At 64.4% G+C, this 21,769-nt stretch carries 17 protein-coding genes; 8 read left to right on the top strand and 9 right to left on the bottom strand.

Annotation, left to right across the window (positions count from 1 at the left end):
- Nucleotides 1–147: 147 nt before the first annotated feature.
- The 3 genes from ATO6_RS15345 to ATO6_RS15335 are packed head-to-tail and all read left to right on the top strand — an operon-like array spanning nucleotide 148 to nucleotide 3,776.
- Complete coding sequence (locus tag ATO6_RS15345; protein WP_176440965.1) at nucleotides 148–1,110, top strand: lysylphosphatidylglycerol synthase transmembrane domain-containing protein; 963 nt, start codon at nucleotides 148–150, stop codon at nucleotides 1,108–1,110.
- The gene (locus ATO6_RS15340; protein WP_176440964.1) at nucleotides 1,107–3,323 is read left to right on the top strand and encodes a glycosyltransferase; all 2,217 of its coding nucleotides are present in this window, start codon (nucleotides 1,107–1,109) and stop codon (nucleotides 3,321–3,323) included. The genes ATO6_RS15345 and ATO6_RS15340 overlap by 4 nt, the downstream gene beginning before the upstream one ends.
- 30 nt (nucleotides 3,324–3,353) lie before the next feature.
- A complete protein-coding gene (locus ATO6_RS15335; RefSeq protein WP_088624906.1) occupies nucleotides 3,354–3,776 on the top strand; it encodes a GNAT family N-acetyltransferase in 423 nt (140 codons plus the stop codon).
- 692 nt (nucleotides 3,777–4,468) lie between these two features.
- Here the strand turns inward: ATO6_RS15335 and ATO6_RS15330 are convergent.
- The 3 genes from ATO6_RS15330 to ATO6_RS15320 form a co-directional block, all read right to left on the bottom strand.
- Complete coding sequence (locus ATO6_RS15330; RefSeq protein WP_088624905.1) at nucleotides 4,469–4,675, bottom strand: hypothetical protein; 207 nt, start codon at nucleotides 4,673–4,675, stop codon at nucleotides 4,469–4,471.
- A 574-nt stretch (nucleotides 4,676–5,249) separates the two neighbouring features.
- Entirely contained in the window at nucleotides 5,250–6,401 is a 1,152-nt protein-coding gene (locus ATO6_RS15325) for an HPP family protein (protein WP_088624904.1), read from the bottom strand.
- A 763-nt stretch (nucleotides 6,402–7,164) separates the two neighbouring features.
- Nucleotides 7,165–8,376 carry an acyl-CoA dehydrogenase family protein gene (locus ATO6_RS15320; protein WP_088625181.1) on the bottom strand — a complete coding sequence of 404 codons (1,212 nt, stop codon included), beginning with the start codon at nucleotides 8,374–8,376 and terminating at the stop codon, nucleotides 7,165–7,167.
- 101 nt (nucleotides 8,377–8,477) lie between these two features.
- On the opposite strand from ATO6_RS15320, the gene ATO6_RS15315 reads away from it, so the two are divergent.
- Nucleotides 8,478–9,167, top strand: coding sequence for a TetR/AcrR family transcriptional regulator (locus ATO6_RS15315; RefSeq protein WP_088624903.1), 690 nt, complete (start codon nucleotides 8,478–8,480; stop codon nucleotides 9,165–9,167).
- Between the two features lie 23 nt (nucleotides 9,168–9,190).
- Here the strand turns inward: ATO6_RS15315 and ATO6_RS15310 are convergent, their stop codons facing one another.
- Both ATO6_RS15310 and ATO6_RS15305 read right to left on the bottom strand, forming a co-directional pair.
- Nucleotides 9,191–10,153 carry an NADPH:quinone oxidoreductase family protein gene (locus tag ATO6_RS15310; protein WP_088624902.1) on the bottom strand — a complete coding sequence of 321 codons (963 nt, stop codon included), beginning with the start codon at nucleotides 10,151–10,153 and terminating at the stop codon, nucleotides 9,191–9,193.
- Nucleotides 10,154–10,161: 8 nt separating this feature from the next.
- A complete protein-coding gene (locus tag ATO6_RS15305) occupies nucleotides 10,162–11,253 on the bottom strand; it encodes a nitronate monooxygenase family protein (protein ID WP_088624901.1) in 1,092 nt (363 codons plus the stop codon).
- 164 nt (nucleotides 11,254–11,417) lie between these two features.
- Here ATO6_RS15305 and ATO6_RS15300 point away from each other — a divergent pair, with 164 nt between their 5' ends.
- Together ATO6_RS15300 and ATO6_RS15295 are read left to right on the top strand one after the other, a co-directional pair.
- Complete coding sequence (locus ATO6_RS15300; protein ID WP_176440961.1) at nucleotides 11,418–13,388, top strand: TRAP transporter fused permease subunit; 1,971 nt, start codon at nucleotides 11,418–11,420, stop codon at nucleotides 13,386–13,388.
- Nucleotides 13,389–13,406: 18 nt separating this feature from the next.
- Complete coding sequence (locus tag ATO6_RS15295; protein WP_088624899.1) at nucleotides 13,407–14,432, top strand: TAXI family TRAP transporter solute-binding subunit; 1,026 nt, start codon at nucleotides 13,407–13,409, stop codon at nucleotides 14,430–14,432.
- Nucleotides 14,433–14,499: 67 nt separating this feature from the next.
- Here ATO6_RS15295 and ATO6_RS15290 read toward each other — a convergent pair whose 3' ends face one another.
- Nucleotides 14,500–15,690, bottom strand: a complete 1,191-nt coding sequence (locus ATO6_RS15290) for an acetyl-CoA C-acyltransferase (protein WP_088624898.1) — start codon at nucleotides 15,688–15,690, stop codon at nucleotides 14,500–14,502.
- Nucleotides 15,691–15,701: 11 nt separating this feature from the next.
- The gene (locus ATO6_RS15285; RefSeq protein ID WP_088624897.1) at nucleotides 15,702–16,469 is read right to left on the bottom strand and encodes a 3-hydroxyacyl-CoA dehydrogenase; all 768 of its coding nucleotides are present in this window, start codon (nucleotides 16,467–16,469) and stop codon (nucleotides 15,702–15,704) included.
- A gap of 135 nt (nucleotides 16,470–16,604) precedes the next feature.
- On the opposite strand from ATO6_RS15285, the gene ATO6_RS15280 reads away from it, so the two are divergent.
- On the top strand, nucleotides 16,605–17,585 hold the full coding sequence (locus ATO6_RS15280; protein WP_088624896.1) for an AraC family transcriptional regulator: 981 nt from the start codon (nucleotides 16,605–16,607) through the stop codon (nucleotides 17,583–17,585).
- A gap of 6 nt (nucleotides 17,586–17,591) precedes the next feature.
- Here the strand turns inward: ATO6_RS15280 and ATO6_RS15275 are convergent, their stop codons facing one another.
- Both ATO6_RS15275 and ATO6_RS15270 read right to left on the bottom strand, forming a co-directional pair.
- Nucleotides 17,592–19,367: a SulP family inorganic anion transporter gene (locus ATO6_RS15275; protein WP_088624895.1), complete on the bottom strand. Its 1,776-nt coding sequence runs from the start codon at nucleotides 19,365–19,367 to the stop codon at nucleotides 17,592–17,594.
- A gap of 170 nt (nucleotides 19,368–19,537) precedes the next feature.
- Nucleotides 19,538–20,383: an IclR family transcriptional regulator gene (locus ATO6_RS15270; protein ID WP_217899014.1), complete on the bottom strand. Its 846-nt coding sequence runs from the start codon at nucleotides 20,381–20,383 to the stop codon at nucleotides 19,538–19,540.
- A 146-nt stretch (nucleotides 20,384–20,529) separates the two neighbouring features.
- On the opposite strand from ATO6_RS15270, the gene ATO6_RS15265 reads away from it, so the two are divergent.
- The gene (locus ATO6_RS15265) at nucleotides 20,530–21,747 is read left to right on the top strand and encodes a CaiB/BaiF CoA-transferase family protein (protein WP_088624894.1); all 1,218 of its coding nucleotides are present in this window, start codon (nucleotides 20,530–20,532) and stop codon (nucleotides 21,745–21,747) included.
- The last annotated feature ends 22 nt before the right edge of the window (nucleotides 21,748–21,769 follow it).

Raw genomic sequence — 21,769 nt, 5'->3', positions numbered from 1 at the left:
AGACTGGACTTCTTCCGAAGGGCGGTCTCACTAACTCGGCCATGCGAATTCAATGGGGGCAGCGTGACCAGAAGCAGCGGGACGGGATCGAGCGGCGGGGTCCGCCTCTGGTTCGGTGCGGGGCTATTCCTGCTGCTCAGTTGTGCGGTGTTCTGGGGCCTTGCCACGTTTTTCGGCGAGGGCATGCCCCGTATCGATACCCGGTTGGTCGAACCCCGGTCGCTCACGTTGATCGCCCTCTTCCTGGCGATCTACTTCCTCGCAGACGGTCTGCGCCTGCACTTCGTGCTCCGCACGCTCGAGGCGCCGGTGTCGTTCAGGCAGGTGATGCCACTGGTCTTCGTGAACATATTCTTTTCCAACATCACGCCGATGGCCACGGGTGGCGGCTTCGCCCAAGTCTACTATCTGCAAACGGCTGGAGTCCCGGTGGGCCTCGCCGCAGCGGCGACCACGATACGGACGATTCTTGCGATGCTCGTGATCTTCATCGCGGCGCCGCTGTTCCTGGTCGGTGCGCCGGCCGTTGATCTCGCAGGCGGATCGGGCGCACTGGCCAGCTCCATCGCGGTGGTGATCGCACTTTACCTGGCCGGCTTCCTGATGCTTCTGCTGCGACCTCGATGGCTGACCCGGGTCCTCGACGCCGTTCTGGCGCTGCTGGTGCAAGCCAATCTTCTAAGTCCGGACCGAAAAGTCCGCTGCACCGAGGCCTTGCGTCGCGAATCCGCGTCCTTTGCGGAGGGTTTCCGGCGGTTCCGCTCCGGCCCGCGACGGCATTCCGCCGCCGCAGTCCTGTCGACGCTACTGTTTCTGCTCACGCTCTTTGCCATGCCCGCCCTGCTGATGGCATTGCTCGGGCAGGAGCCGGACTGGCTGACTGTCATCGGAACGCTCTCGGTCGTGACTTTTCTGATGTATTTCGCGCCGTCGCCCGGCGGCGCCGGATTTTCCGAACTGGCCTTCGCCGGTCTAATGGCGGGATGGATCGACCCGTCCCAGCTGGTTCTGGTGATCTTTGTCTGGCGCTTTCTCACGATCTACCTCGGGATGGCCATCGGGGCGGTTGTCTCGGTCGCCGTCCTGCGATCGCGGGCGGCGAGGGCATGACCCGCCGTCGGCTCCTGTCGTTTCTTCTTGTTCTGAACGTGGCGGTGCTCGTTTCTGTGCTCGGCTACAAGACATATCTCTATTTGAACGCTCCCGCCTCAAGCGCGCTTTTGGTGTCGCAAATCGAGAGGATCGAGGAGGCGACCAGGCAAAAGGAGAAATTGTCGATTGCCGTGGTCGGTGACGCCAACAACTCCATCGGTGTCTTCGAGAACGAAATCTTGCCCCGAATTAACGCCTCGGACGCTGATTTTCTCGTTTCGGCCGGAAACATCGTCAGCGGCGGCGGCGAAGACAAGTATCGCGCGATACTCGGCACCCTGTCGCACTTGCAAAAGCCCTATCTGCTTACCTTCGCGGAGAACGAGTTCGAGGAATTCGGCGGCACCCGGTTCTACCAGCGGTTCGGACCTTATTTCTACTCGGTCGATTTCAAGGCGGCACGACTGGTGTTTCTCGACGCGACCGGCAGGACGCCGACCGACTGGCAGGAACGTTGGTTGCGCGACATCCTGTGGGACCAGGATGAACGCCCGGTGATCATCTTGCTTGGCACCCCCTTGGTCGACCCGGTGCCCGAGACGCTCTTCGAGCCGGATTCCGGCGCATGGTCCGAACCCGGAGACCGGCGACGGCTGTTAAATCTGCTCCAGACACTCGGCACCGACGTTGTGGTGACGGCAGGCGCATCGACATATTCCAATCAGGTCGTCGACGGAATCCGGCACATCATCACCGGCGGGGCCGGAGGCCTCGTGTTGAACGACGATTCAAGCTTCTATCACTACCTCGAGTTGACCGTGGGGCCGGACGGCACGGAAGTGACACTCATTACTGTCGACACTGCGCCGACGCCGATGGCCCGCCGGATCGAGGGGCTTTGGTTCTATATCTATTCGCTATTTTATGTCGGAATCTGGAATTTTCTTCTGGTCTTCACGGGCCTCGTTTTGCTGAGTGTTTACCTTTACAACCGGCTTTTCCGCGAACGCCGCTATTATCCGAGCTACGAGACGCCCGAGCCGATCGACCTCGGACGCCCTATGCGGATCGCGATGTTCTCGAACACCTTCCTGCCATTCACTGGCGGCGTGCCGGTATCGGTTGATCGTCTGAAGCGAGGACTCGAGGCGCAAGGGCATGAAGTCCTGCTGGTGTGTCCGGCCTACGATCTGGCTGAAAACGAACCGGGCGTGCTGCGCGTGCCGACGATCTTCCGTTCCGGCGCGATGATCCGCCTCGCCAACCCGTTGCATCTGCGCACATGGCGGACGGTGCGTGACTTCGCGCCGGATGTCGTCCACCTTCACCATCCGTTCTGGCTCGGCTCGCTCGGGCTGCGAATGGCGCGGGCCCTGAAGGTGCCGACGGTCTTCACATACCACACACGGCTCGAACATTTCGCGCACATGGTGCCGCTGCCCGGCGCAGTGTTCCGAAACGTGGTGGCGCACTGGATCATCAGCCGGTTCGCCAACCGCTGCGACCGGGTCATCGTGCCGACACCGGTGACTCGCGACTACATACGCCTGATCGGCGTCGACGTGCCCGTCGACGTGCAGCCGACTGGGGTCGAGATGGAACTCTACTGCGACCAACCGCCGAGCCGCCTGGACGATCTGAGGCGAACTCTCAACCCCGATGGCAGGCTTCTGCTGATCACCGTTGCGCGCCTGTCGCCGGAAAAGAACGTGGCATTCATCCTGCTTGGGATGGCCCGGCTGAAGGTAGATGGCGCGCCGCGGTTCCGGCTGCTGGTGCTGGGGGATGGGGAAGAGCGGGGAGCACTCGAAGCGATGATCGAGGACCTCGGCCTTCAGGATAGCGTCCATATGCTCGGAGACGTCTCCGCAGATGATGTTCCTGCGCATCTCGCGATCTCGGACATCTTCGTTTTCGCATCAGCGGCCGAGACGCAGGGTATGGTCGTGCTCGAGGCGATGGCGGCAGGTCTGCCTGTCGTGGCGGTCAATTCGAGCGGCATTGATGCATTTGTCGAGACTCGCCAAACCGGCTACGCCACGCCGGAAAACCTCGCGATCTGGACCGACTCGCTTCACGGTTTGATGGTCGCCCGGGCAGAGCGAAAGAGCATGGGTGCTGCGGCCCGCGAAGCCGCTGCGAAATATTCGATCGAGGCTTTCTCGGAGCGGGTTGCGTCGATCTATCAAGCTGCCATTGCCACAAGCAGTGCAAGAGGTGTGGCTCCGTGAATACCGGGTCCGCGATGAGAAGATCGAGAAATGTTCGAAGTACGTATCGTAAAACCAGAAGAGACACTTTCGGTTAGGAAGCAGGTGCTATGGCCGAACTTGCCAATCGATGAACTGCGTCTGGCTGAGGACCACTCGGGTGTACACTTTGCCCTCGTTCTTCGCGAAGACGAAGAAGAGAGAATTGTTGGGGTTGCCAGCTTCTTTCCGGAGGGCTCTGATGCGAGGCTCCGCAAGATGGCTATTCTCCCAGAGGTGCAGGGGAAAGGCTGCGGGACACATATTTTGGAAGCGGCGATTGCGTACCTTGCATCGATCGGGGTGAAGAGGATTTGGTGCGATGTTCGGCAGTCGGCGACTGGCTTCTACAAGTCCTTGGGGTTCGTGATTGGAGGCGATGTGTTTCTAAAGAACGGCCTTGAATACCTTCAAGCCGAAAAGCACGTTGGCTGACCGACCTTAGTTGGTTGCCTCAAAGGTTCTTTATCATGCATGGTGGTGCGAGCAGCAAAGCTCGGGGCTCCGTAAACAGAACAATAGACTGCAGAGTTAGTGAGTGGATCCTGATTCTCGACCCCGAGGCCCGGCCTTCGGGGTCTGCTTTTCCAATATTTTCTGCGCGGCGATAGCAATTTCTTGGAAGGGAAGACACGCCCCACCCATCGGTGCAATGATAAGGCAGGGCGTGTCTGAGGCCTGCGGGATGCTGCTTCGGCTACCAGAATGGGAAGCCAGGAAGCATGGTGCAGGTTCGTGGACGCTATACCAAACCTCGCCAGTTGCAAGGCTGTATCTCAGCGCTGAGCCTGGGCGACTGAACACTGTGGGATGGATCAAAGGTCCGAGAAGGACATGCCCTGCTCATCGGTGCAATGATGGCGCAGGGCATGTCGGACGTTCGGCGCCTGTCCAATGCTGCGGGACGGGAGAGGGTGTCAGCGGCGCCGATGATACTGAAACCCCGGTGCCCAGAAATTTGTTCCCTGAGCCAATCCAAAAAAGGAGCGTTGAAGGGCGAACAGAGAAGACGCGACTATATTCCAGCCTTGGGCAGATATTGAAGCATGTCAAAGTCAGTGACTTCGTCAGCATCCTTGGTCGAACTTTGCTTTTGGATCTGGTTGAAGATGCTCTAGCATGGGGTCTTAGCCCACGCCTGCATTGAGCCATGCGATTGCTTCGGTTTCAGTGTCGAAGTACTCAATCTCTTCAACTTTCGTACGTTCGCCCGAAACCTCAGTGAACTCTTCGCCCTTGTATTGAGCCGTCTCTAGCTGATCGGGAGCATGGTTCTTTACCTTCCAGATCTCGCGTGAACCCTGTTTTTGCATCAATTCCCATTTTGCGGTCATCACATCCACCCTTCGATGAATCCCATATATCTCCGCAACGGTCCTCGCTGAGCATACGTTCCACATGTTGTTCGATCCACATCCCCCTCAGGCGTGTGGCCGCTCACTCGCGCGGCCGCAAGGCGAGTTCTTGCTTGAATCGGGGGCAAGCTAGCCTGCGTGTTGAACGACTCGTCGAGAGATATTTTAGTGGGCGGCCTACTGGGAGGTGTCAGTTATGAATACTCTCGAGTTCGATATCCTTAGATCGCTGGCTCACGTGACCGAGGCGCATCAGGAAGATTTCAAGTTCTGCCGTCACACTCTTTCGCTGCTCGTGTCTCGCGAATTAATTAAGGTTCGTGAGCAGGAAGGAGACATACATTACTCCATTACGGAGGCTGGTTGCGTCGCCCTCGGAACATCTTCGCAAGCGGAGGGATGTCCAAATTCGGCCGGGGTCTGACATCGGATGAGATGATCGACCACATCGATCTGCATCTCGAGGCAGCGCATGACGACCCGCACTCGCACAGAGCAGTTTGGCTGATGGTCGATCAACCGATAGACGCAGCATGTTGAGAACATGCATTTCTCAACCATTCCCCTGCAAACTTGATCGCGCGAGGGCGGCAATTAGGTCCGTCCTTGTGACGATCCCTACGATCCTGCCCCGCTCCAACACGGGTACGGCATCGACGTCGCCATCTGCCATCATCGGTAGGAGCACTGCCATCGGGGTCGTTGGTACCGCACGGGGGCCAGCGACGCTCATTATATCGACGGCACAAACCGGCTGTGCGCGGTCCCGATCGAGCAGGCGCCGAAACGCTGCGAGGTAGCCGTGATGGAGCCGCAGAGCGTCCTCCCTTGCGCGTGTAATCAGATGGATTTGGAAGATCACACCGAGGTAACGGCCCTCCGGCCCGGTTACGGGTAACGAGGTGAAACGATGACGCCGGAACAGGTCGGCAACCTCCGAAAGCGGGGTGTCTGGGTCGATGGTCACCAGGTGGCGAGACATGACGTCGGTCGCGAGAAGCGGGCCCGTCCGGTGCGAAGCGGCCTGTAGCTCGGCTGCGCCGATCAGCCGCGCCAGGTCCTCAACTCCGAGGTTGAAAGACTGGCGATAGCGATCGAGCAGGTCAGTAAGTTCCGCTTCCGATAGGCCAATCCGTTCCACTGGATCGACATCTGCGGTGCCGTGGCTGCTGGGCTCCTCGAACTGACGGAACGGATAGCGACGCCCGGTGAGCCGGGCATAAAGCGCCGCCAGTAGAACTAGAGCGACTGTGCCCGCCGCAACGGGGGTGAGTGCGAACCAGAACCCGAGGCGGTCAACCGCCTCCGGGCTCATCGCGGCGGTCATGGCGACAGCACCCGCCGGCGGATGTACCGCGCGGCACAGGATGGTGACGGTGATCGCCAGCCCGACCGCCAGCGCGATCCGCAGTATCGGGTCGTCTATCAAAAGACAGACTGCGACCCCGACCAGCGCCGCAAGAGTGTTGCCGACCACTGCCGACCAAGGCTGGGCCAGCGGACTGTTGGGCACTGCGAAGAGCAGCACTGAACTCGCGCCAAACGGGGCAATTAAGTAGAGGCCAAGCGTCAAATCCACCACAGGCGACAGCAAAACCGCCCCAGTGACGCCGAGCCCCACCAAGGCCCCAATCCCGGCACGAATAGCTTCAACCGGTGAGGTCCGAGCCACCGTTGGGCCCAGCGAACGGAACAGGGATGTCATGACTGTCGCCTCGTATGTTTTGCCTAAACTTTCAGCAAGACGAAATCGGCGCAAGCGCAACTAATGGAGAAACATCAGGGGTATCCTTTGTCACTATCCCAAGTCACAAACGGCCCATGCTCCAATACTGGATCAGATGCCGTTGCGGTCACCACGACCTGACGCCCGTGCCGAACGGCCAGCCCCGGCTGCGCGCAGACGTCCTGCGCTTGGCGCGGTGCTCGCGCTGCGGCATGCAGGCGGCCGAGGATATGCGGATTTTGTGGAAGGCCGGCGGAAATGCGTTCGAGGGGGTGCATCTGATGGGGACGGGCGAGCTGCGGAAGGACTGGTGAAACTGACGCCGATCGGCCGTGGTCCACAATCCTCATAACCCATTGATATCACTAGAGCGGGTGTGGAGCGTTTCGTGGCCCATGATTTCCTTGATTTTGCTCGGGAATTTGGCGCAAGTGGCGGGCCGACCTTGGGTACCATGAGCTCCTCCCCGAAAACTGTCCAAACGGCGGGGAGTGGTTCACGACCGGCTGATCCCCGCCTCGCGACTGATCTCCGCAGCCGGAGTGCCCTGCACGCCCGGCTTCAGGGTGTGCGCCTTCTGCGCTTGCGTGAACTTCGATGCCTTCATGCGTTTGCGCTTCTCTCCCGGCCAGGAAAGACCAGCCGAAAACTCCGGCTTCAAACGGTCCGCTTTTCGAGGGCATAGAAAAACGGCGCCAGGATTTCTCCCGGCGCCGCAGGCTTCTGCGAAATCTTTCAATAGTCAGAAGTCTTTAAGAACCCCATCCCGGATGATCGACTTCGCGATGTTTGTCTGGTGGATTTGCGAGGTGCCTTCGAATATTCGCAGCACACGGACATCGCGGCAGATGCGCGAGACGGCCTGTTCGGTCATGTATCCCTGGCCACCGAAAATCTGCACGGCACGGTCCGCAAGGCGGCCGACCATCTCGGTCGAGAAGAGCTTGGCCGCCGAGATGTCGATGAACGGCTTCGGATCCTCGTAGAAGCGCCGGGCCACATCGAGGGTGAGCGCCCTGGCCGCGGAGAGCTCGGCCCGGCTTTCGCCGATCAGGACCTGCATCGCCTGGAATTCGCCGATCAGCTGGCCGAACTGTTCGCGTTCGTTCACGAACTTCAGGACTTCGTTCATCAGGCGGATGCCCTGGCCGACCCCTGTCGCCGCAACGTGGGTGCGGGCGTGGTTGATGCCGCGCAGACCCTTCTTGAGGCCGCCGCCCTCGACCCCGCCGAGCAGGGTGCTGGCGGGGACGCGGCAATCGTTCAGATAGACGTCCGACACGTGGCTGCCACGCTGGCCCATCATGTCGTAGGCGGGCCCGGCTTCGATCCCCGGCGTGCCCTTGTCGATGAGGAAGACGCTCGGGTCCTTGCGGCCACCCAGCACATTGCCGTCGGCATCGACGACCTTGGCGATGACCAGGAAAAGCTCGGCATCGGGGCCATTCGTGATGTAGCGCTTGGTGCCGTTCAGCACGTAGTGGTCGCCGTCCTTCAGCGCCGTGCTGGCCACGTTGCCCGCGTCAGATCCCGCCTGGACCTCGGTCAGGGTGAAGGAGCCGGTGATCTCTCCCCTGGCGATCCGGGGCAGGTAGTGCTGGCGCTGCTCTTCGGTGCCGTATTCGAGGATGAGCTGCGACACGAGGCCGATGGTCGTCGAGAAGCGGGACCGGTAGACACAGCTGGCCTGGGTGAATTCGAAGGTCAGGCGGACCTGCTGTTCCTGCGTCCAGCCGAGGCCGCCCCATTCCCGCGGCAGGGAAATCGCCCAGAAGCCGAGCTCCCGCATGCGGTTGACGATCCGCTCCGGGATCTCGTCGTCGCGCTCGGTTTCCGCCTCGGCCGGGATAAGCTCGTTCTGCGTGAAGTCGCGGATCGTGGCGAGGTAGGTTTCGAAGTCCATCGACCAGGGGTCGACTGTTTGCGAAGCGTCTGCCGGCTTGGCGCGTGTCATCGTGTTGCTTTCCACTTGCTGTCCTTTCAGTGTTTCCGTTAATTCATGTGCTTAATGCGGTCCGGTGGTCGAAGGCCGGAGATTTCCAAGTGGGGAGCCCGATGCCCGAGGACGTTCAATCTCCGTCGGAATCCGACACGAAATCCGGGGCCGAGGCCGAGGTTTCGACCCGTGAACGGCTGCTGACGACGGCCGAGCGGCTCTATGCGCAGGACGGCATAGCGGCCGTATCCCTGCGACGCATCAACCGGGAAGCCGGGCAGGCCAATGCCTCGGCGCTGCACTATCATTTCGGGTCCCGCGACGAGCTGATCTCGGCCATCCTCGAACGTCGGATGGCGGACGTGAACCGACGACGCATTGAGGTGCTCGACACGATCCGTATGGAGGGCCGCATCCGTGACCCGCGCGCATTGTGCGAAGCGCTGGTCGGTCCCCTGTCCGAGCAGGTGTTCCGTTCGGACGGGCAGGGCACCCACTACCTGGGCTTCGTCGCGTCGATCTACAACTCGTCCGAAATCAACGTCTACGACCTGTCGCGCAAACGCGAGGACCGGTCCCTGCGCGACCTCGGCGGGCTGTTCGTCGAGGCGTTGCCGGAGCTGCCGGACTGGACCGTGCGCCTGCGCTATTCGATGACCGTTCGGTCGGTGATCTACGCGCTCGCGGACTGGGAACGCGAGCGGCATATCAGCGGCATCCGGCCCGGCATGCCGTTCGAGGAATTCGTGTCCCTGCTGGTCGACATGACGTTCGGCACGATGACAGCCCCGCACACGCAACCGGGCTGACGTCGCCTGTCGGGGCCACGCGGTCATGGCGTCACCACGACACGGTGCGCCAACGACCGGTTCCGGATGCCGTCGATGGCTTCGGGGATCGACGCGAGGTCTTTGGTGATGTCGTGGGGAATGGCGAGCTGGCCCTCGGCGACCGCCGAGAACAGCCGCCGGGCGGACGCCGCAAGCAGGTCGGGCCGGTTCCAGCGATAGTGTCCCAGAACCATGCCGTGGACCGAACGGTTCTTGATCAGCAGGTGCGCGCCCTTGATGGGCGGTGCCTTGCCGCCGGCGAAACCGACGATCACGTAGCGGCCGCTCCAGTCCATCATGTCGATGGCGAGTTCCCCGAAGGGGCCGCCGACGGGATCAATCACCACGTCGCAGCGGGGCCGCTCCGACCGTTCCATCCCGGCAAGGTCCTCGTAGACCAGGACCTCGTCCGCGCCACCTGCCAGAACCGCATCGCTTCGGCTCCGGTCGCTGACAGCCGCCTGCACGCGGGCCCCCATGGCCCGGCCCAGCTGGACCGCGCATTGACCGACAGCCCCGGACGCGCCGCCGACCAGTAGCCTCTCGCCTGCCGAGAGGCGGGCATGTTCCGTCAGGGCCAGTTCGGCGGTGAGGCCACAGAGCACGACACTGGCCGCACCCGCGGCCGAGACCTCGTCGGGGATCGGGAAGGTCTCGTAGGCCTTCGCCAGGGCGAACTGGGCGTGGCCACCGTCTTTCAGCAGGGCGCCGACGCGGGTGCCCTCGGGCAGATGCGTCACGTCGGGGCCGGTGGAAACGACGGTGCCCGCGACCTCCATGCCGGGAATGAACGGCACCGGGTGATGAACCTGGTGCTTGTCGGCCACCATCAGCATGTCGACGAAGCTGACCGCGGTCGCTTCCACGGCGATCAGAACCTCGCCGGGGCCCGGAACAGGCGTTTCCGTCTCACCGACCCGAAGCTTGCCGGGGTCGCCGTGTGCGTCGCAGATCAGTGCTTTCATGGCGGGCCTCACAGGTTCAGGCAGAGCGCGGTCCGGGTCCGGTCCGCCTCGTTCATGATACGGTTGATCTCGGCCCCGACGGAGCGGCGTTCGCTGCACCAGGCGACGCTCTGACCGGCGGGCTGATGCATCAGCGGGGCGATTCCGTGTTCCTCGGCCGCCTGGACGATGCTGCCGACCAGGATGTCCTGGTAGGGCATTTTCAGCGGCTTCGGTGCGTCGGGCGCGTTCCATTCGTCGGACCACGCGGTCCGGATCTGCCGCATCGGCTTGCCGCTGCTGCCGCGCGTCACGACCGTGTCCCCGGACCCGGCGGAAAGCAGTTGTTCGACGTAGAAATCGGGCATCGCGTGTTCGGTGGTCGTCAGCCAGAGGGTGCCCATCCAGATGCCCTGCGCGCCCAGGGCCAGCGACGCCACGAGCTGCTGACCGGTCGCGATGCCCCCGGCGGCCAGAACAGGCACGTTCCCGGCCGCGGCGACCACCTGCGGGACAAGGGCCATGGTGCCGATGGTGCCGGTATGGCCCCCGGCCTCGGCCCCCTGCGCGACCAGAAGGTCGACACCGCACTCGATCGCCTTGCGGGCGTGATGGGGGCTGCCGACGAGGGCCATGGCGATCTTGCCGGCGGCATGGGCCCGTTTGACGACGTCCGCGTTGATGCCCACGCCGCAGGCGAAGACTTCGCTGTCGGAGGCCAGAACCGCCTCGATCTGGTGTTCCCAGAGCTCTTCGGAGCGGACCTGGCGGTTGCGGAACCCCATCCTGGTGGCCGGGGGAACCTCGTATTTCTGTTCCAGCATCCGGACGAAGTCCCGGTGGGATTCGGGAATGGCCGCCTCGACGGCGGCACGGTCACTGGTCGCGACGTCCAGTTTGGGCAGGAGAATGTCGATGCCGGTCGGCTTGCCCTCTGCGGCCTTGCACAGGGCCGCGCCCTTTTCGCGGATCTCGTCCGGCGTATCGCGTGTGGCGGCATAGACACCGAAGCCGCCGCTCTGGCTGATCGCCGCGCTGGCCGCCACGCTGTGGGTCAGGCCGCCGATCGGCAGGTCTATCCCGAGCAGATCGCAGAAGCTCGTCCGGAACTCACGCATCATCACCCCTCCCTTGGCAATTCAGGTGTCAGTCAAATGAATTAATTCTATTGAATTAGGGCCTCTGTCAAGCTGGTTGACAGAATAAATCGAGTGCTTTAATTCATATGACTTATCAGCGCGAGGAGAGTCGCAAAAGCGGCTGCGCATGGGAGGACCATCACAGCATGACCGAGTCCCGTACGACCGACGGAAGCCATTCGCGGGTCATCGACAACCTGCGGCTCTACGGCTCTCTGGCCATTGGTTTCGCGCTTGCGGTGCACACCATCTACGCGGCGTTCGAAGGCCTTTTCGACATCACCTACACGCGCGGACTGATCGTCTGGGCATCCGTGGTGGCCTGTCTCCTTGCGGAACCGCTCTCCAGATCGGTCGGCGAAAGGTCGACGGGGGCAAAGCTGGTCTGCGACCTGTTTGACCTGGTGCTGATCGGGGCCATGACCCTGTCGATCTGGTATTTCCTCAGCGCGGCCGAGAACCTGAACACCATGCTGGTCAGCTATGACAGCACCGACGTGGCCATCGCCTTTGTCGGCGTGTTCGTCGTGCTTGAAACGACGCGGCGCATGTTCGGACTGCCGCTCTTCCTGTTCATTCTTGCCGTGCTCGCCTACGGGTTGCTGGGCGACAATATTCCGCGAAGCTGGGGCGGACACAGCGGCTTCAGCCTGAGCGCCACGACCGAGATGGTCTGGTACGGCTTCCAGGGCGTCTTCGGCACGCCGCTGAGCATCGTGATCCAGGTCGTGCTGATCTACATCATCTTCGGCGTCATCCTCGAAACCACGGGGGCGAGCTCCTCGCTGATCCGTGTCGCCTTCGCCCTGACCGGGCGCACGCGGGGCGGGGTCGGTCATGCGGCCATCGTATCCTCGGCAATGTTCGGGTCGATGTCGGGCAGCGTGGTGGCAAACGTCGTGGGCACCGGGACATTCACCATCCCCATGATGATCAAGCGCGGCTTCAGCCGCCCTTCCGCCGGCGCGATCGAGGCGGCGGCATCGACCGGCGGGCAGATCATGCCGCCCGTCATGGGGGCCGCGGCCTTTCTCATGTCCGACCTGCTGGGCATGAACTACCTCACCATCTGCCTGGCCGCACTGGTGCCGGCGCTCTTCTACTACGGTGGCCTGTTCCTGGCCGTCTCTCTCGACGCGGCGCGGTCCGGCATCCAGCCGATCCCGCGCGCCGAACGGCAGACTATCGACCGCGAAACGGTGGTGAAGTGCCTGATGTTCATCCTGCCGATCATCACCATCATCACGGTGCTGGTCATGGGACGGTCGCCGTCGATTGCCGGGTTCTACGCGGTCGCGGTGGCAGTCGTCGCCGGGCTGCTGATCAACCCGGACCTGCGCCGCCAACCGCTGTCCCTGCTGCGCGCGGTCGCGGTCGGAGGCCGGTCCGGTGCGACAATCATCGTGGCCGTTGCGGCCATCGGGGTCGTGCTGGGCGTGCTGAACCTGACGGGCGTCGGTCTGGCCTTTGCGTCGAACGTCGCGTCGCTCGGCAAGGACAGCCTGTTCCTGGCATTGCTGCTGACGGCGCTGACCTGCCTGCTCCTGGGGATGGGGATGCCGACCCTGCCAGCCTACCTGATCATCGTGCTGGTGATGGGACGCTCGCTGCGCCAGCTGGGGATCGACCCACTGGCCGTGCACCTGTTCGTCTTCTACTTCGGGGTGCTGTCGGCGATCACGCCGCCGGTCGCGGTCGCGATCTTTGCCGCCGCGCCGATCTCGGGCTCGCACCCGATCGGCACCGCCATCTCCGCGCTGCGGCTGGCCTTCGTCGGTTTCATCATCCCCTTCGTCTTCGTGATGGAGCCCAGCCTGCTGCTGGTGACGGAAAGCTTCGCCTGGCCCCGGTTCTGGATCGGCGTGGCCGCCCTGACGACATCGCTCTGGGCGCTGTCGACGGCAGCGGCCGGGTTCGATGCGCGGCACCTCGGGATGGGCCGCAGGCTGATCCGGGTCGTGCTGGGGCTGGCGCCGATCGTGGCCTTCGTCTCGCGGTTCCACGGGGCCGAGGTCACGGCGATCTGCGCCGTGCTCGTGATCGCCGACAGCGTGCTCGTGCGGCGCGGCAAGGACACCGGCGCGCATGCCGGAGCCAAAACACAAGTTGAATCTTAATCAAAGGGAGGACTGAGAATGAAGATGTTCACGAAACTGGCCGGAGCGGCCACCGCCGCGGTGATGGCCCTTGGCGGGACGGCCGCCACGGCGCAGGACACGCTGCGCTGGCACACGATGGGCCAGGCGTCCGGTGACACGGTGTTCACCATCGCGATCACCGAGATCCTGCGCGAGGAACTGGACCTCGATTTCCAGATCACCACGGGCCGGCCGATCACGCGCCAGATCCTCGACGCGTCCAAGGGCGACATCGAGCTCTGGACCGGGTCGTCCGCGGTGCAGCAGATGATGAAGACCGGCTCCAACATGTATGCCGAGATGCCCGAGGCGAAAGAGCTCTTCGGCAACGTGCGGCTGCTGCTGAACTATCCGCTGGGCGCCTACCAGATCGTGACCTGGGCCGACAGCGGCATCGAGACGCTCGATGACATCAAGGGCAAGAAGGTCTTCCTCGGCCCGCCCGCCGGTGCGGCCGCCGTGACCGCCAGCAACATGATCGAGGGCGGGACGGGGCTTGTCGCCGACCAGGATTACGAATGGGTCAAGCTGGACTGGGTCTCGGGCATGCAGGCCTTCCAGGACCGCCAGGTCGATGTCCATATCTCGCCGACCTCCGTGCCGTCGCCGGACATCATGCAGCTCGCCACGCTCGGCGACATCCGCCTTCTGGGTGTGCCGGATGACCGGCTCGACAGTGAAGGTGTGGCCAAGGCGACCGCGGCACCGGGCCGGTCCATCGTGCAGATCGCGCCGGACCTCTATGGCGATGGTCAGGTCAACGATGCACCGGTCAACACCGTGCAGACCATGGTCGGCATCGGGACCAACAAGTACCTCGACGAACAGATCGCCTATGACATCACGCGGGTCGTGTTCGAAAGCACCCAGCGTCTGACCGAAGAGGCGCAGTGGATGAGCGTCATCCAGGCCAAGGACGCGCTTCAGGACATGAACGCCCCGCTGCATGCCGGCGCCTATCGCTACTACAAGGAGCATGGGATCGACGTGCCTGAAGAGCTGATCCCGCCGGAAGCGAAGTAACCTTCGCCGGTCGAACGAAAAAACGCGGCGCCTCGGCGCCGCGTTTGCTTTTCGGGGGAGGTCCGGTTCAGTTGAGCCGTTCGATGGCCATCGCAGTGGCTTCACCGCCCCCGATGCAGAGCGAGGCCATCCCGCGCTTGAGGTCGTATTTCTGCAGCGCCGCCAGCAGCGTCACCAGGATGCGCGCCCCCGAAGCGCCGATCGGGTGGCCGAGCGCGCAGGCCCCGCCATGCACGTTGACCTTGTCATGCGGCAGCCCGAGATCGTGCATCGCGGCCATGGCCACCACGGCGAAGGCTTCGTTGATCTCGAACAGGTCGACATCCTTCAGATCCCAGCCGGTCTTTTCCTCGAGCTTCCGCATCGCGCCGATCGGAGCGGTCGGAAACAGGTTCGGGGCATGGGCATGGGTGGTGTGACCGTGAATCGCGGCCAGCGGCGTCAGGCCCCGGCGCTCGGCCTCGGACAGGCGCATCAACACCAGCGCCGCGGCCCCGTCCGAGATCGACGACGAATTTGCCGCCGTCACCGTGCCGCCGTCGCGAAAGGCGGGCTTGAGCGAGGGGATCTTGTCGGGCCGCGCCTTGCCGGGCTGTTCGTCGGTGTCGACCTGCGCCTCGCCCTTGCGGGTCTTCAGCGTCACCGGGGCGATCTCACCGGCAAAGGTGCCGTCGGCGATGGCCTTCTGCGCGCGCTCCAGCGAGGTGATGGCATAGGCGTCCTGCGCCTCGCGGGTGAACTGGAACGCCTGGGCGCAATCCTCGGCGAATGTGCCCATGAGGCGGCCCTTGTCATAGGCGTCTTCCAGCCCGTCGAGGAACATGTGGTCCTTGACCTCGGCATGGCCCAACCGGGCACCTGCGCGCATTTTCGGCAGCAGGTAGGGGGCATTCGACATGCTCTCCATCCCGCCGGCGATTGCGACATCGGCGCTGCCCGCGACCAGCAGGTCATGGGCGAACATGGCGGCCTTCATGCCCGAGCCGCACATCTTGTTCACGGTGGTCGCCCCGGCCGACAGGGGCAGCCCGGCGCCGAGCGCGGCCTGGCGGGCAGGGGCCTGGCCCTGGCCTGCGGGCAGGACGCAGCCAAAGACCACCTCCTGCGCGTCCTCGGGGCTGACACCGGCGCGGTCGAGGGCCGCGCGGATCGAGGCGGCGCCGAGGTCGCTGGCGGTCGCGCCGGACAGGTCGCCCTGCAGGCCGCCCATGGGGGTGCGGGCCATGCCGGCGATGACGATGGGATCGTGTTGCGACATTTGTCGTCTCCTTATTTCGGGGCCATGCGGAGGGCGCCGTCGATGCGGATCACCTCTCCGTTCAGCATGCGGTTCTCGATGATGTGTCGGGCCAGCGCGGCGTATTCCGGGACGTGGCCCAGCCGAGAGGGAAAGGGCACGCTGGCGCCGAGGCTGTCCTGCACCTCCTGCGGCATGCCGGCCATCATCGGGGTGGCGAAGATGCCGGGTGCGATGGTCACGACGCGGATGCCGTGGCGCGCCAGTTCCCGCGCGGCGGGCAGGGTGAGCGACGCGACCCCGCCCTTGGACGAGGCATAGGCGGCCTGGCCGATCTGGCCGTCCTGCGCGGCGATGGAGGCGGTGTTGACGATCACGCCACGCTCTCCGTCCTCGCCGGGGGCGTTGTCCTTGATCGCGTCGGCGGCGAGGCGCAGCATGTTGAAGGTGCCGACAAGGTTGATCGACACGGCCCTGGCGAAGCTATCGAGCGCATGCGACCCGTTGCGGCCGAGGATTTTCTCGCCCGGCGCGACACCGGCGCAATTGATCAGCCCGTCGAGCTGACCAAAGGCGTCGATGGCCGTCCTGATCGCGGCCTGGCCGTCGCCCTCCTGCGTCACGTCGCAAAGGGCAAAGCGGGCGGCATTCCCGAGCGCGGTCGCGGCCTCGTCACCCTTTGCGGCGTTCATGTCGGCCAGCACCACGCGGGCGCCGTCCTGCACCAGCATCTGCGCGACGCCAGCCCCGAGGCCGGAGGCCCCGCCGGTCACGACAAAGACGCGGTCCTTGATTTCCATGGGTCTTCTCCTCTCCCAGGCCACCTCCATCGGAGGGGGTGGCGGACAATGTGCTGGGCTATCTCGGGCGGGCGTTGCATTCAATGTCGTCCGGGGACATGATTCATGATCGGATTTGCATTGGCAGGAGGCAGCATGGCATCGCATCTGATCCTTCCCGGTTTCGTCGACGACGCCGTGGATGCGCTGACCCGCAAGGGGGTCGACCCCGGGCCCCTGCTGCGGCGCGCGGGGATCGCCGCGGTGCGGGACGAACCGGTGACGGCGGAGCAATATGGCGCGCTCTGGCGCGGGGCGACCGAGGCGCTGGACGACGAATTCTTCGGGCTGGGCGGCCATCCGATGCGGGCGGGCAGCCTTGAACTGCTGTGTCACGCGATCCTGCATGCCGGCAGCCTTGAACAGGCGCTGCGCCGGGCGCTGGATTTCCTGCGGCTGGTTCTGGATGATCCGGCGGGGCGGCTGGTCGTGTCGGACGGGCTGGCGCAGATCGTTCTGACGCGGGCCCCTATGGCCCATCCGGCCTTTGCCTACCGGACCTACTGGCTGATCCTGCACGGGGTCTGCTGCTGGCTGGTCGGGCGGCGGATCCCGATCCGGCAGGTCGATTTCGACTGCCTCGCGCCGCCGAACCGCGAGGATTACCGCGACTTCTTCGGGGCGCCCGTGCGGTTCGATCAGCCACGGACGCGGCTGCTCTATGCCGCGTCGCACCTGGACCTGGCACCGATCCGCAGCCAGGCGGCATTGCGAAGCTTTCTGCGGGCCGCCCCGGCCAACCTGCTGGTGCGTTACAGCCACGACGGCGGGCTTGCCCTGCGGATCCGCACGATGCTGCGGAACGAGCCGTTCGGCGACTGGCCCCGGTTCGAGACGATGGCGCGGCGGCTGAACATGTCCCCCGCGACGCTGCGCCGTCAGCTGCGCGAGGAAGGGCAGAGCTTCCTGTCGATCAAGGACGAACTGCGCAACGCGCGGGCGCAGGCGTTGCTCCGCGAGGGCGCGTTGTCGGTCGCCGAGGTGGCCGCCGAAACCGGTTACGCGGAGACCAGTGCATTCTACCGGGCCTTCGTGAAATGGACCGGACACAGCCCCGGCGAATTCAGAGAGACGTGATCGGCGTCAGTCCGGGTCTGCACCGGGCGCCCTGGCGCATTCGTGGAAGATCCGCGCCTCGCATCTCCGGCACACCTCGGGGTCGAGCATCGGCACGATCTGCGCGACGGCGAAATGCTTGTCCGGAAAGATATGGTCCTCGCCGATCACGGACAGCAGGCCGAGCCGTCTGAGCCTGTTTATGAAGGGCTGCGAGCGCGCGACGAGGTAGAGGTCCCCGCCCAGCCTGCGCCTGCGCCGCGTCTCGTCCGCGATGGCTTCTGTCCCGGCCAGGTCGATGTCGTTCACGCCTTTCATGGTGATCAGGATCACCTTCTGCCGCGGTCGTTCCTCGGCGATCCGCCGGAACTCGGCCCGCAGCATCTCGGCGGACCCGAAGTAGAGCGGGCCATCGAACCGGCAGACCAGCATCTGCGGGCATTCGGGCAGGTTGAAATTCTCGGCATTGCGGAAGGTGCGCTGGACCAGCGAGGGATCGGGGGCGCCGATGGCAAACCGTGGCTGCATGGTGCGGTGGATGAAATGCGCGAGCGAGATGGTGACACCCGCAAGGATCGCGAATTCGAGGTCCACGAGGATGCCCATGCCGAAGGTCACGAACAGGATCACGGCATCGCTGCGGCTGGTGCGCATGATGTGGCGGATCTCCTCGGCCCGGATCAGCCGGGCCGCGACCACGAGGATCAGCCCGGAGACGGCGGCAATCGGGATCACGGCCACGAAGGGCGCGATGAGGAACAGCAGGGCGATCAGGGCGAAGGAGGCGACGATCGCGGCAACGGGTGTTCGCGCGCCGGATTCGTAGTTCAGGCCGGACCGAGTGAACGAGCCCGAGCCGGGAAAGGCCTGGAAGGCCGAGCCGATGACATTGGACAGCCCCTGGCCGATGATCTCGCGATTGGCGGAAAACGGCATGTCGGTGCGGGGGGCGAAGGCGCGACCGATGGTGATCGCCTCGAGCAGGCCGATAAGGGCGATGGCGATCGCGCTTTCCGACAGCAGGAAGATCTCGTCGACCGACGGCAGGACTGGAGAGAAGGCGGGCAGGACGGAGGGCAGGGCGCCCACCGTATCGAGGTCGTCGAATGTCAGTTGGGCAAAGGCGGTGCCCGCGATCAGCGCGATGAGGTAGGCGGGCAACCTGCGGTGCAGTTTCGGGCACAGCAGGGCGACGGCCATCGTGAAGCCCGCCACCGCGAGCGCATGGGGCGATATGCCGTCGCGCGCGGCGGCTCCGAGCCGCGCCAGTCGTTCCACGACCGTCCCCCCGCCTTCCGCGTCGACCCCGAGGGCCCCGCGCAACTGGCTGACCCCGATCAGAACGGCGGCGGCGGCCGTGAACCCCAGCATGACGGAATGCGAGACGAAGGCGGCCAGCTTGCCGGCGTTGACCAGTCCGAACACCAACTGGCAGGCACCGGTCAGCAGGGCCAGGGTGATCGCCATCGAGATGTAGCTGGCGGAACCCGGTTCCGCCAAAGGCGCGAGGGCGGCGAAGACCACGGCGCAGATCGCGGTGGCCGGACCCGACACCATGACCATGGAGGAGCCGAAAATCGCGGCGACGATGGGCGTGACCATTGCGGTGTATAGGCCGTATTCCGGGGGGAGGCCCGCGATGGCCGCGAACGCGACGCCCTGTGGCAGGACGACGGCCGCGCCGGTGAGCCCCGCCGCGAAATCGCCGCGCAGCGTCGCCGGGGTCACGTACCGCGCCCAGGGCGGCATCATGCGTCGGGCGAAGGCGTGCTGTCTCATGCGGGTCGACGGATTGCGTGGCATGGTCTTCTTCGTGCGTCTGCGGGACGACGCTTTGGATCAGGACCCGGTTTCTCGGGCGCCGGCGTCATGGTGCTCCGATATCGCCCGCGTCATCATCGGTGGCGCTGCCTACGTCGCCCGGTGGTTGCAGGCAATGACTTCTGCTTGCAGATCTCGTGATCGGATTTGCATTATTGGGGACCCGAAGCCCGATAGGCGGCTTCAATCTGCCGGGCGGTGTCCTTCAGCTTTTGCGCGACGTCTTCCAGCAGGGCCCTGCCCGAATTTTCCGGCGAGACCTTGAGCGTGCAGTTCATCGCCATGGCCGGGTCGCGCTTGGCGAGTTTGACCGGCACGGCGACAGCGTGGATTTCCGGCTGCCAGTCGCCGGGAGAATATGTGAAGCCCTCCCGCTCGAACCTGCGCCGGTCTTCCTCGATCCTCGGGCGCCAGGTTTCGAACGTCGCGGGGTCCAGCAGTTTGAGCTGGTTCAGGATGATGTCCTGATCCTCCGGGCTGGCCGAAAACAGAAGCGCCCGGCCGATCGAGGAACTCAGCAGGGGCCGGTTGCTGCCGACATCCGGCAGGTGCTGGTTGCCGGTCGTGGCGCGGGCGGTGTCGATATAGACGATGCCGGCGCGGTCCAGCATGCCGAGGTTGACGGTGCAGCCCGTGGCGCGGGCGAGGTCGACGATGTGATGCCGCGCGGTCTGCCGGACGGTCAGGCTGGTCAGCAGCGGATGGCACAGCGACAACAGGCCGGGGCCGAGCCGGTATTTCCTGAGCGTGCGGTCGTAATTCAGGTAACCCAGCAGGGTCAGCGTGTAGGTCAGGCGCGAAATGGTCGGTCGCGGCAGGCCGGTGCGGTCGGCGATCTCGCGATTGGCCAGAAAGGTTTCCGCGGGCGTAAAGGCGCGCAGCACCTCCATCCCGCGGGCGAGGGTCATCGCGAATTGCCGATCTTCAGCCAGGTCATGGGGCTGGACGAAGCCGGGCAGCGGGATCTGACCGATCTGGTCCGGTCGTGTCGATCTCATGGCGTCGCCTTCCCTGCAATGTCCGGTCGCCGCCGGTCACGTCATGTCCATATCATTTCGCTATGCGAAACGCATGCTTGAATTGTGGCGGAGGGCGACGGATCACTGCCTCACCCGAAACACCTCAAGATCCGCGAAGGGCTTCCATGACTTCCACACCCTCGACAAAAGACACAGGCGCGCTGAGCGGCGTGCGCATTCTGGACATGGCAACCGTTCTGGCCGCGCCCCTGGGTGCGACGCTCTGCGCGGATCACGGGGCCGAGGTCGTCAAACTGGAGCTGCCGGATGGCAGCGACGCCCTGCGCGGCCTGTCCCCGGTCAAGGATGGCAAGGCCCTGTGGTGGAAGGTCGCGAACCGGGGAAAGAAGGGGATTTCCCTCGACGTCCGCAAACCGGAGGGGCGGGACCTCTTCCTGCGGATGCTGCCCGAGTTCGACGTGCTCGTCGAGAACTTCCGCTCGGGCACGATGGACAAGTGGGGGCTGGACCTCGAGACGCTGCATCGGGTGAACCCGCGGCTCATCGTCGTGCGGCTGACCGGCTTCGGACAGACCGGCCCCTATGCGAAACGGCCCGGCTACGCCCGGATCTTCGAGGCGATGAGCGGTCTGACCAACCTGACCGGAGAACTGGGCGGGCGCCCGCTGCACAGCAACTTCCCGATCGGTGACGCGGTGGCCGGTGTCTTCTGCGCCTTCTCCATCGCCTCCGAGATGGCCCGCCTGCGCGGTGATCCATCGTCCAAGGGGGTCGAGGTCGATCTGGCCGCGACCGAAGCCCTGTTCCGGCTGCTGGATTTCCTGCCGGTGGAGCATGAGCAGAACGACCTTGTCCGCATGCCGGCCGGCAACCGGACGAGCTATACCGCGCCCTCCAACATGTACGCCAGCAGCGAAGGGGCCTGGTTCACGCTTGTCGCGTCCTCCAACGCGATCTTTGCCCGGCTGTGCAAGGCACTGGACCGGGAGGACTGGCTGGACGATCAGAGGTTCCAGACCAATCCGTCGCGCGTTCAGAATATCGAGGAACTGGACGGGGCCCTGGCCGAATGGTTCGCCGCACACGGCTATGCCGAGATCGAGGAGCGGCTCACGGCGGCCGGCGTGCCCTTCACCAAGGTCTTCACCATCGAGGATATCGAGGCGGACCCGCATTACCAGGACCGTGAGGCGATCATCCGTCTTCCCGATCCCGATTACGGCACGCTGCCCGCGCCTTGCGTGGTGCCCCGCGTGCCCGGCCGCACCAATGCCGTGCCCCGCACCGGGCCCGACACGGGGGAGCACAATTCCGAGGTCTACGGCGCGTTCGGGCTGGATGATGCGGCGCTGGACAAGCTGCGCGAAGACGGCGTCATCTGAGCGCACGAAACCAGCACGCGCG

Origin of the sequence: Oceanicola sp. 22II-s10i (genome assembly GCF_002210105.1) — a bacterium.
Lineage (GTDB): Bacteria > Pseudomonadota > Alphaproteobacteria > Rhodobacterales > Rhodobacteraceae > Pseudooceanicola.
This window is presented reverse-complemented; position numbering and strand designations above follow the sequence as displayed.